General features: G+C 63.8%; 7 protein-coding genes and 1 pseudogene. 1 reads left to right on the top strand and 7 read right to left on the bottom strand.

Annotated features, from left to right (window positions below; genetic code table 11):
- Positions 1–392: pseudogene (locus GV819_RS15350) on the top strand (molecular chaperone); the annotation flags it as partial.
- A gap of 249 nt (positions 393–641) precedes the next feature.
- Here the strand turns inward: GV819_RS15350 and GV819_RS15355 are convergent.
- From GV819_RS15355 to GV819_RS15385, 7 genes are all read right to left on the bottom strand, one after another.
- The gene (locus GV819_RS15355; protein WP_161756907.1) at positions 642–1007 is read right to left on the bottom strand and encodes a DUF6124 family protein; all 366 of its coding nucleotides are present in this window, start codon (positions 1005–1007) and stop codon (positions 642–644) included.
- Between the two features lie 407 nt (positions 1008–1414).
- On the bottom strand, positions 1415–3862 hold the full coding sequence (locus GV819_RS15360; RefSeq protein WP_161756908.1) for a TonB-dependent siderophore receptor: 2448 nt from the start codon (positions 3860–3862) through the stop codon (positions 1415–1417).
- A gap of 88 nt (positions 3863–3950) precedes the next feature.
- Positions 3951–4910 carry a FecR family protein gene (locus GV819_RS15365; RefSeq protein ID WP_161756909.1) on the bottom strand — a complete coding sequence of 320 codons (960 nt, stop codon included), beginning with the start codon at positions 4908–4910 and terminating at the stop codon, positions 3951–3953.
- Positions 4907–5413: a sigma-70 family RNA polymerase sigma factor gene (locus tag GV819_RS15370; RefSeq protein WP_161756910.1), complete on the bottom strand. Its 507-nt coding sequence runs from the start codon at positions 5411–5413 to the stop codon at positions 4907–4909. The genes GV819_RS15365 and GV819_RS15370 overlap by 4 nt, the downstream gene beginning before the upstream one ends.
- Positions 5414–5526: 113 nt before the next feature.
- On the bottom strand, positions 5527–6576 hold the full coding sequence (locus GV819_RS15375) for a hypothetical protein (RefSeq protein ID WP_161756911.1): 1050 nt from the start codon (positions 6574–6576) through the stop codon (positions 5527–5529).
- Between the two features lie 119 nt (positions 6577–6695).
- Positions 6696–7733 carry a hypothetical protein gene (locus GV819_RS15380; RefSeq protein WP_161756912.1) on the bottom strand — a complete coding sequence of 346 codons (1038 nt, stop codon included), beginning with the start codon at positions 7731–7733 and terminating at the stop codon, positions 6696–6698.
- A gap of 90 nt (positions 7734–7823) precedes the next feature.
- Positions 7824–8162: a hypothetical protein gene (locus tag GV819_RS15385; protein WP_161756913.1), complete on the bottom strand. Its 339-nt coding sequence runs from the start codon at positions 8160–8162 to the stop codon at positions 7824–7826.
- Between the last annotated feature and the right edge of the window lie 201 nt (positions 8163–8363).

An 8363-nucleotide genomic window follows, 5' to 3' on the forward strand; every position in this document is an offset into this window, starting at 1 on the left:
CTCCCCGCCCCAACACGCCCCTGCCACCGGACACCACACGCCTGACCGTGACCCTGCGCACACAGATGAAAGTGCTGGTGCGCCCGGAGCACCTGCCCGGCAGTCCGGACAGCCTCAATCAGCAGCTGCGGTTCACCCTGGATAACAGCGCGGACAGCCCCCTGCTGCGCATCGAGAACCCGACGCCGTACTTCGCCACCCTCAGTGAGATCCAGCTGAAACACGGCGCCACCCGCCAGGCCGTGCCAGGCACCATGATTGCGCCTTTTGCCGAGCTCGCCTTGCCGCTCTCGCAACCTGAGCGCTTCACCCGCGGCGCCACCACGGTTGAATTCAGCCGTGTCGACGACGATGGCAACCTGCGACCCGGCAGCGCCCCACTGAAGCCCTGAGTCGAACGCAGCGCCCAGACGCCCGTCGAGCAATACCGCCGTTCGGAACCCGGCGGACTCGAAAGCCTGCCATGCACCGCTGCCATGACGCAGAAACAACGATGCGCCGACATGACCGGGCTTGCACAGCCGAGCCATCGATCAGGCCAAGCCTGCAACACACGGGTGCGCCCTTCAGGCGCACTCGCGCAGTCCGCTGCTTCGCGGATGTTCCTTGCAACGGATGACCCTGCGTGCGGTCGATGGCGGTTAGCGATCGACCGGCGCGTGCTGGCCGTCGAGCAAGGCGTCCACCACCGCCCGGGCCATCTCTACGGAATGCACCATGGACCAGATCAGCCCGCGCTCCAGGCCACTGCCCTGCTGGGTGATCTCATCGCAGACCTCTTCGGCGCATTTGAGCAGCAGCACCACATGCACCAATGCCTCTTCGGCGCTGACGCCTTCGCGCACGCTGAACAGGGAGTCAGGAGAAACCGCTTTGGATTGGGTATTGCGCTGGAACAGCCCGGGGTCCAGCGGTTGCTGGGCCAGGGCCACGCGCAAGGTGGCGTTGGCAGCCTTGAGTTCGGGGTCGCGATAGGAAGTGGGTGGATCGGGGACAAGCTTTTTCATGGTCAAACTCCTGGTAATGAAAAGGAGCTGACACCGTTCGCTTGCACACGAATAAAGGTGGCAGCCGTACGCGGGTGTGCAAGACCGAGTTACCAGAACCCCGGCAGATCCGAAGATCTCCCGCGCACGGTCGCCATAACACGGCGAACATGAAAACGCTCAGGCATGACTGAGCGTTTATGCGTCTGGTAACAGTCCGGACTTGCACATCCGAGCCATCGATTTGACGATGGCTCCAGCACCCTAGCCCGCCCACCAGACGCATTCAAGCGGCCAGCAGTTTCTCGGATTTGCCTTACAAAAGAAAGCGAACTGCCTTACTTTCAGACGCTGTTCCACGGCCTTCAGATCCACTCCATGCCAGGGAAGCAGGCGCAGGCAACACCAGCCACTGCGCCTGCCCGGCGTTACCAGTCGTAGCTCATTTCCACCGAGGCCACCCGCTCCTGGCCGTAATAGCAGCCGAAGTTGTAGTTGCAGTCCGAGACGTATTCCCGGTCAAACAGGTTCTGCACGTTGAGGCTGCTTTTCAGCCCGCGCAGGCTCGGGTCGAGCTTGCCCAGGTCGTAGCTGACCGTGGTGTCGTACACCACATAGGCCGGCGTGCTGAAGCTGTTGCCCGAATCCCCCGGCTTCTTGCCGGTGTAGCGCGCGCCCACGCCGAAGGTCAGGCCGTTGAGCGCCGCCTGGGTGAAGTGGTAGTCGACCCAGGCACTGGCCGAGACCGGCGCCTGGGCTTCATTGCGGTTGCCCTTGGTGGCGTCATTGGCCTTGGTATAGAAGGAGTCGATGTAGGTGGCGGCGGCCATCAGATCGATGTTGTCCAGGCTGGATTTGATTTCCAGTTCGATGCCCCGGGAACGCACCTCGCCCTGCTGCGCGCTGTATTCGGGGTACTGGATGTCGCTGGTCAGGGCGTTCTTCTGCTTGACCTGGAACACCGACGCGGTCATCAGGGTCTTGTCCAGGGGCTGGTATTTCACCCCCACTTCATACTGCTCGCCCTCAGTCGGCTTGAAGGCCTTGGCGCCACGCTCCGGCGCACCGGTGCCCACGGTCGGCAGGAAGGACTGGGAATAGCTGACATAGGGCGCCAGACCGAAATCGGTCAGGTAGGTCAGGCCCACCCGGCCGGTGAACTTATGGTCCCGCTGTTCAACGATGCTGCGCGCCAGCAGGTCCTTGTTTTCCACTTCGGCCCAGTCCTGGCGGCCGCCGATGGTCAGTAGCCATTGGTCGAGCTTGATCTGGTCCTGGGCGTAGAGGCCGGTCTGGCTGACGGTGTTGTCCCAGCGGGTGGTCAGTTGGGGAGTGACGCTGCGGGTGTCGTAGTTGTTCTTGCCGTACAGCTCCACCGGCAAGACCCCGTAGGCGTTGTAGCCGGTGTACTTGCGGTTGAAGTGGCGATAGTCCACGCCCGCCAGGGCGGTGTGCTCAAGGGCGCCGGTGTTGAAGCGGTACTCCAGGTTGTTGTCCAGGGTGTAGGCCGTGTTGTGCTGCTGCCAGTCGAGCTTGGTGCGGGTGGCCCGGGTGTAGTCGGTCGCGCCGCCAGCTTCGGTGACGAAGCCGCGCAGGTAGAAGCCCGTGTAGCGGTCGCGCACGTCGATGTAGCGGGCGCTGGAGCGCCACTTCAGGTCGTCGTTCAAGGCCTGGCTCAGCTCGTAGCCGAGGATGTACTGGTCGCGCTTGTAATTGTTGTAGTGCGAATCGCCGTTGAAGAAATCGCGGTCGATCTTGCGCCCGTCGGGGCTGCGTTCGAGGGTGCCGATCTTTGGCAACGCCTGGTAGTCGGCCAGGCCATCGTCGCGCTGGATCTGCGCGAACAGCGTCAGGCGGGTGGCGTCGCTCGGGCTCCAGGTCAGGCTCGGCGCCAGCAGGGTGCGCTGGCTGTTGGTGTGGGCGACCTGCTCGTTGCCCTTCTTCGCCACGCCGATCAGGCGGTAGGAGAACTCCCCCTGGTCATCCAGCGGGCCACTGCTGTCCAGGGCGCCGTTGACCCGGTTGTAGCTGCCCAGGCCGAACTTGACCTGATGTTGCGGCGTGCTGCTGGGGCGCTTGGACACCAGGTTGACCAGGCCGCCGGGCTGGTTCTGCCCGTAGAGCACCGACGACGGGCCCTTGAGCACCTCGATGCGTTCCAGGGTGTAGGGATCGATCTGCGGCGCCCCGCCCAGGCTGCCGGCATAGGGCAGGTAGGCGCCGTCCAGGTACAGCGGGGTCGGGGTGAAACCGCGGCTGGTGATCTCGTCGGCAATGGTGTTGCGGTCGGTGTAGCCGTTGACGCTCAGCCCCGGCGTGTAGCGCAGCACCTGGGTCAGGTTGCGCGCACCCTGGGTCTGCACCTGGTCGGCGGTGACCACGTTGATGGTCTGCGGAATTTCCAGGATCGGTGTGTCGGTCTTGGTCGCGGTGGCGCTGCGGGTGGCCACGTAGCCATCCACCGGGCCCCAGGCCTGCTCCTGGACTTGGCCCTGGCCCTGGATATGGGTCGGTTGCAATTGCAACGCCGAACCCTCGGGTAACGGGTAGAGACTCCAGGTGCCGCTGGGGGTCGTGGTCAAGCCCAGACCGCTGCCCGCCAGGGCCTGCTGCACGGCCTGCTCGGGGGTCAGTTGGCCGCTGACCCGGCTGGCGCGCTTACCGACGAGCAGCTCCGGGGCCACCGACAGCACCCGGCCGCTGTCCCGGGCGATGCGGCTCAAGGTCTCGCCCAGGTCACCGGCGGGAAGATTGAACGACCGGCTGGCCTCAGCCTGTTGCGCGGTGGCCGCGGCGTGAGCGACAGCGGGCAGAGCGGCGTAACTCAGAACGACAGCCATCGCCAGCAGGCTGGGACGGAAAATAATCTGGGGCATGGAAAGGGCTCGTTGTAGGTTGGCTTTCCATAACCAGGACACGGGAAAAGCCCAACCCCCTCACCGTCCCGGCTTTTTTTGAAAAGAATCAGCGCAGCTCGATGCGGGTCAGCCAGAAGCCATAGCGGGTCACCTGGATCGGCAGGGTTTCGCCCAGAGACAGCAGCACCTGATCGCTGTCATCCAGGGGGAACACCCCGTAGACCCGCACCCGCGCCGCTTGCGGGCTGATGCGCAACAGGCCGCTGCGGTAGGGCCGCAACAGCTCGATCAATTCGCCCAGGGGCTCGTTGCGCACATCGATGCGGCCGTCGAGCCAGTCCACCCGGGTGCGCAGCGACGGCGCCTGGCGCTCGATGCCTTGCGCGTTGAAGGCAAAGGCTTCACCGGCCTCGACACGCTGCTGGCGGCCCTGGGGCGTGCTCAGCAGTACGCTGTGCTGCTGCACCGAAACCAGGCTGCCGAGGTCGTTGCGACTGACCATGAAACGAGTGCCCAGGGCCTGCACCCGCCCCTCGCGGCTTTCGACGATAAACGGCCGCGCCGGGTCGGCGGCGACCTCGACCTGCACCGTGCCTTCACGCAGGACAATGCGCCGCTGCCCGGCATCGAAGCGGATATCCACCGCGCTGCGGGCATTCAAGTGGATGCGGCTGCCATCGGCCAGGGTCATGGACTTGCGCTGGCCGGTGGCGGTATCCAGGTCGGCCAGCACCTGGCCCAGGGGCAGCACGCGGTTGACCAGCCCGGCAGCACCGCCCCCCAGCACCAGCAACGCCAGGCCGCCGCCCAGCACCTTGCGCCGCGAAGGCGAGGGCAGCGAACGCAAGGCCCGGCTGGCCGCCTGCAACTGCTCGGCGCCCTGCAGTTGCTGCAAGGGCTGGCTGAGCACGGCATTGACCCGCTGCCAGGCAGCGGCGTGTTCGCCGCTCTGCGCCAGCCAGTGGGCAAACGCTTGCTGCACGGCATCCCCCGGCGTGCTGGATTCCAGCTTCAGCAGCCAATCCACAGCGGCGCGATTGGCCTGGTCGATGGCGCTACGGCTCATGGGGCGCCCTCGCTGAGGCAATGCAGGAAGGCCCGCCGCAGGTCACGCTCGACGGTCGCCAGGGACACCCCCAGGCGCTCGCCAATCTGTGGCTGCGACAAGCCCTCAAGGCGATGCAGGATAAAAGCCTGGCGCGCCCGTTGCGGCAAACCTTCCAGCAGCCGATCGATCAGCTCCAGCGCTTCGCGCACCAGTGCCAGGTCCTCTTCGGAGGGGCTGAAGGCCTGGGGCAGCCGGCCCAGCTCCAGCAGGTACTGCTGCTCCAGGGCACGGCGCCGGAACAGGTTGCTCAACAAGCGCCTGGCCACGGTGGCGAGAAAGGCCCGTGGCTCGTTGAGATCGGCCAGTTGGCCGGCGGTCAGGGTGCGCACGAAGGTGTCCTGGGTCAGGTCCGCGGCATCCTGCGGGCACTGCAATCGGCGATACAGCCAGGCCCGCAACCAGCGGTAATTCTCACTGTAGAGGTTGGCGACTATGGCTTTGGTGTCTACGGGACTGTGCATCGAGATCGGCACGCTAATGGTAATTGTTATCATTATCCAGTTGGCCGGTCACGGAAATCAATGTTCGTCGCGGCAAAACTCCAAGTTGCCACGGCGAACCTGTGAGCTAGCGCTCAGTAGTACTCCGCCGGCCCCTCGCGTTCGAGGACTTCCTCCAGATCGCTGAGGTCGCCGCGCGCCTTGAGAATGCCGCTGACTTGATCGATCCACACCTGCTCCGAAGCAATCCCGGCCCAGGACTGGCTGCCAAAGCCGTGATACGGCCGGTCATCGAAGGTGCTGATCAGCAGCTGGTTGAAGCGCCCGATGTCCAGGTTCTTGCGCTGGATCTGCACTTGCAGCGCCCCCAGCACCTTCTGCTGCTCTTGCGGGTTGGGACGATAGCGACGCAGTCGCGGCGAGCTGAGCACCAGAAACTCCGGCGGCAGGTTTTCATCGATGGCCGCCTGCAGGCGGTAATGACCATCGAGGATCAGGTGGCTGTTCAGGCCGCTGACGTACCACAGCAGAATCGGCGGCAAACTGCCTTCACGGGCTTTTTTGCGCCACCATTTCAAGCGCCCGGAATGCGGGTCCACGGCATGCAGGCCGACCACCGCCCCGCCGCCCTCGTGCAACTCGACCCAGCGCGCCGAGCCGGGCTGCTGGTTGTCGAGGATGTTGCGGCCGTAGATCGCCCACTGCGGCATATGGCTCTGGGCGTCTTCGCCGCCCTTGAAGTACCAGGCGTCAACGCCTTTGAGCATGGGTCGCAGCGGCTTCTGGGATTCCGGACGCAGCGCCCGTACCAGCCAGTAACCGGGGTAGAAGAAATCCGCTTGGTGCTGCATCAGCTGCTGGACGAAGAAGCGGCTCCAGGCCTTGAGGCGCAAGGCCGGATCAAGGCGCGCCTGTTGTTCCACCAGGGGCGAATCGATGGGGTCGACCAGGGTCTGCGGCAGTTGCTGCAGCAGGTCATTGCGCACCAGCCACACACCATAGAGGCAGCGCGACATGGTGCCCCAGAGCAGGGTCTGGTCCCCCAACACCAGCTGCATGCGCTCATTGTTGCCACTGAGCAGGCGCAGGTTCGGCTTGCCGCTGGCCGGACCTTTGACGTCCAGCCCCAGGCCGTTCCAGTGGCCGGCCAAATCCTCGATATCACGCCAGAAAATCTGTTCCACGATTGTCCCTAATCCTTCAACAATGACCGGCCCTGCGGCGGCCGGGCGCGAATATAGCAGATGGCCGGAACACGCATTCGCTTGTAGGAGCTGGCTTGCCAGCGAAGGCGGCCAACGCCCTACCCCTGCCGGGCGATGACCGCGTCCACCTCATCCGCAAGCCCCTGCCCGCTCAGGCACTGGCGCACCTCGTCACACCACTGCGACTCCGGCTCGGTGCCGGCCCAAGCCGGGGTAGCGCTACGGTAGTGGGGCCGGTCATCGAAAGCCTGGATCAGCACCCGGTTGAGGTGCTCGGTGCTCAGGGCCTTGTTGCGCGGCACCGCGTCGCCGCGCTTGCGCAATGAATCCATGACCCGCTGCTGGTGCTCGGTGCTCGGCGTGAAATCCAGCTCGCGGGTAGCGCTGAGGACGATAAACGACGGCGCAAGATTTTCCGCAATGGCCGCCTGCAAGCGGTAATGCCCATCGATCACCACATAGGACGCCAGCCCGCCGACATACCACAGCAGCACCGGCGGCAGGCTGCCCTCCCGGGCTTTCTTGCGCCACCACTTCAGACGCCCGGCCAGGGGATCGACGCGGTGCAGGCCGATAAGCTTGCCGCCGCCGTGCCACCAGTCGATCCACTCCAGGGCCTGGGGTTGCAGATTGTCGAGAAAGTCCTCGCCGTACAGGTGCCAATTGGGCACGTGGGTCAGGGGATCGCTCACCGAGCTGAAGCGCCAGTTGTCCAGGCCGTTCGCGGTGCTGGAGGGTTCCGGCAACAGGCTCTGGGCCAGCCAGAAACCGGGGGTGAGGAAGTGCCGGGCGCTGTCACTGAGACGGCTGACGAAATAGCGGCTCCAGGCCTTGATCCGCTGCTCGGGGGCCAGGGCGGCGTGCTGTTCGACGGTGGGTGAGTCGATGGGCGCCAGCAGCCGGCATTCGGCGCCAGCGGCCAGCGGGTTGCGCACCAGCCAGACACCGCCGTGGTCCCGGGCGAAGGTGGCCCAGAACAGTGGCGTGTCGTGGTGCATCAGCTTGATCCGGGTATTGCTGCCGGTGCGCAGGTACAGCGGCGGTTTGTCGGTGGCGCCCGGTTCCACTTCAACGCCGAGGCCACTCCAGTTGCCCAGGGAGTCTTCGATGTCGTGCCAGTAAAGCGGTTCTGCCATGGTTCCGGTCCTTGAACTGTCTGAAACGACAAAGCCCGACAGGGCTGCTGTCGGGCAATGCGCGGTGGACTATTTCAAACTGAAGGTTATTTAGCCATTGGCCCCATTCATGGTTGCAGCAATGGCAGCAGCCCATGCGTCACGGCCAAATAGTACAAATCGAGACTCTATACCCTGCTTTGTAAAAACAGATAAAGAGTTGGGGAAAATGGGGATAAGACCTAAAAATCTAGTCCATGCCGGTTGCAATGACTGGATGTTTGAAATTTCAATCTCATCAGGAGCGCTTTGGAAGTTAATTTTATGCGCGACAAATAGCACACGCTGGTTCGTCAGAAAAAGCCTTCCGCCCACCGTCTCAATATTTCTTTGAAGGTTTGCCGGCCCTTCTTTGATGATTTTTTCGCCGCCTCGCAACTCTGCTTTCATTCGATGCATCCTTGTTATTTTTTCTTCATGCTCAGTCCAATCGATAAGGGCAAACAAAAACCCTTAGCTTAATACTGCCTTTCTATTTCACCCCCTGTATAGGCTTCCTGTAGAGAGCGCTCGGTTATACAGCGGCCGTAAAGCCTGAATGCGCGACCTTCCTGAAGGAGTGAGGCGCAGCCTTTGGGGTGGCTGCGCCCG

Source organism: Pseudomonas sp. Fl5BN2 (genome assembly GCF_009908205.1).
Lineage (GTDB): Bacteria > Pseudomonadota > Gammaproteobacteria > Pseudomonadales > Pseudomonadaceae > Aquipseudomonas.